1 protein-coding gene and 1 pseudogene are annotated in these 2,696 nt (G+C 72.9%); both read left to right on the forward strand.

The window, feature by feature from the left end; genetic code table 11:
- Nucleotides 1-677, forward strand: a pseudogene (locus N4P33_RS34430) (lipopolysaccharide biosynthesis protein); the annotation flags it as partial.
- 37 nt (nucleotides 678-714) lie between these two features.
- Nucleotides 715-2,673 (forward strand): LMBR1 domain-containing protein, encoded by a 1,959-nt coding sequence (locus N4P33_RS34435; RefSeq protein ID WP_260830848.1) that lies wholly within the window; start codon nucleotides 715-717, stop codon nucleotides 2,671-2,673.
- Nucleotides 2,674-2,696: the final 23 nt, after the last annotated feature.

Genomic DNA, 2,696 nt, shown 5'->3' on the forward strand with positions numbered 1-2,696 from the left:
CACCCCCCGACGACCCCGACCGCCCCCTCAAAGGCATCCTCTGGACCCTGCTAGCGCTCGCCACCCTCGCCTTCTGGGCGTCCGTGCGCAGCCTGCCCTGGCTCGACGGGGCCGGCGACAAGGAGCTCACCGGGCGCGAGTTGCTGGAAGGGATGCCTGCGGCGGCCCTCGGCGCAGGGGGCGTGCTGCTGCTCGTCTTCGTCGCGGCAGTGACCCTGTGCACGCGCCCCGACGCCCTGCTGCCCGGTACCGCGCTCGCTTCCGCGCTGCTCGCCCTGCACGCCGCGCCCGTCGCCCTCGGGCGGGAACCGACGCCGGTGGACGGTGCGTTGTACTCGAAGACGGCCGGTTTTCTCGCGGAGGCCACCGGACTCGACGGGCCCGGGCCGCTGCTGCGCTGGGCGCCGCTCGTCTGCATGCTGCTGTGCCTCGTCCCTCTGTGGCTGCTGCTCGCCGGCGCGGGCGGGTGGTGGTCGTGGTCGGGGCGCTGGGGGGTTCTGTATCTGATCGCGGTGGGCGGCTGGGTCTGGCGGGACCAGCTCGCGCCGTTCACCCCGCTGCTGCTCGCCGCACTCGTCGTACTCGTCCTGCTCCTGCCGCTCGGCCGTGCCGCCGTGAGAGCCGCGGCGGGAGCCCTTCCGCACCGCAGACAACCGCACGACAGATCCAGGGACTGATCAAGCTTCAGAGCCGAACCGCCAGGGGGGAACCACCGTGCGTCCGCCAACCACTCCACGCGAGAGATCCGCGTCCGAGCCCGCGCCGGGGCGTACGCCGACGCCGGTCACCCCTGACGAGCCCGCCACGACCAGCACGGACCGGACGCCCCCGTCCGCGGAGGCGTCCGACCCCGCGCACGAGCCCGTGACGGATCTGTCCGACCTGCCGCCGGCCTGGTCCGGGCGTCGCGCCCGCGCCGCGTGGCCGGCGCTGCCGCTGCTCGTCGCGCTCGCGCTGTGGGGGTACGCGGTACGGCACACTGATGTGTCGCGGCTCGACGACTTCGGGCTGGTCACGGCGCTCCACCCGAGCTTCTGGGCCGGTCTCGCCGTCCTCACCGCGGGCTTCTGGTTCACGGTACGCGATCCGCGCCGGCCCGGCGCCTGGTCGGCGGCGTACGTGCTCGGGCTGCTGGTGATGGAGCGGGCCACGCAGGCGGTGCTCTACCCGACGCCGCTGTACGCGTGGGCGTGGAAGCACGACGGGGTCATCGACCACCTGCTGACGGCCGGCGGGCTGCAGAGCGCCGACCAGGTGGGCGACATGGCGGTGTACGACCAGTGGCCCGGCTTCTTCGCCGCGCAGGCGGCGCTGGTGCGGCTGCTGGGCGTGGACTCGGCCGCGATGTACATGGCGTGGTGGCCGCTGGCGTCCAGCCTGATGCTGCTGCTCCCGCTGCTGCTGATCTACCGCACCTTCACGGAGGACCGGCGGCTGATCTGGACCGCGGTGTGGCTGTTCTTCGTCGCCAACTGGGTGGGCCAGGACTACTTCTCGCCGCAGTCCGTGGCGTTCGCGCTGCACCTGGGTGTGCTGGCCGTGGTGCTGCGCCGGTACGGCCGTTCCGGCGGGGGGCGCGGGCGGCGCGGGCAGGCCGTGTGGACGGCCGCGCTCGCCGTGCTGGTGGTCGCGATCGTCATCTCGCACCAGCTCACGCCCGGCATGCTCGTCGCCTCGCTGCTGGCCCTGTGTCTGGTCCGCCGCTACCGGGACTGGGTGCCGGTGGTCACCACGGTGATCATCTTCCTGGCCTGGTGTCTGACGGCCGCGCTGCCCTTCCTGTCCGCCGCGCTGCCGGACATGCTCCGGTCGGTGGGGGACGTCGGCGGCAATGTGGCCACCGGCTACGGCGCCACGCCGACCGGCACGGGAGCGGTGGCGACGTCCTGGGCGGCCCGGCTGCTGTCCGGCTCGGTGCTGCTGCTCGCGGTGGCCGGGGTGTGGCGCCAACGGGTGCTGCGGCACCGGGCGTTGCCGCTGCTGGTGATCGCGGCGGCGCCGCTGCCGATGTTCGTGGCGAGCAGCTACGGCAGCGAGATGATCTTCCGGGTGCTGATGTTCATGCTGCCCGGCGTTGCCTTCTTCGCCGCGGCGGCGATCCTGCCGAAGGTGCGCACGCTGGCCGGTGAGGCCCGCGAGAAGGAGGCGCAGCCTGCCGCACCGGCCGCCCGGCGGCGCGCCCTCACCACGGGCGTCCCGCTGCTCGCCCTGCTCGCCGGCACGCTGGCGTTCGTGCCGAGCTACTCGGGCAAGGACCGGATCAACTACTTCCCGCCCGCGGAAGTGGACCTGGTCCAGCGGCTGTTCGACGAGGCGGGCGACGGCTCGATGGTCGTCGCCGCCAACCGCAACTACCCGCTCGCCTACGCCGAGTACTGGAGCGTCGACCACTACTGGTTCCTCGACGACGACCGCCGGCACGTCGACGCGATCGTCAGGAGCCCGGCCGCGACCCTCGCCCGTGACATGGCGGGAGTGGAGCGTCCGGGACGCGCCTACTTTCTGCTCACCCAGGGGCAGTTGGCCAACTCCGAGATGAACGGACAGCTCACCGAGGCGCAACTGACCCGCATACGGGACTCGGTCGCCGGCTCGCCGCGGTTCCGGCTGGTGGCCGAGAACAGCGCCGGAGTGATCTACGAACTGCGGCAGGACGGAGGTGCGGCGCGATGACACCGCAGGAACTCGTGGTGAGG

The organism is Streptomyces sp. 15-116A (assembly GCF_025290915.1).
Classification (GTDB): domain Bacteria; phylum Actinomycetota; class Actinomycetes; order Streptomycetales; family Streptomycetaceae; genus Streptomyces.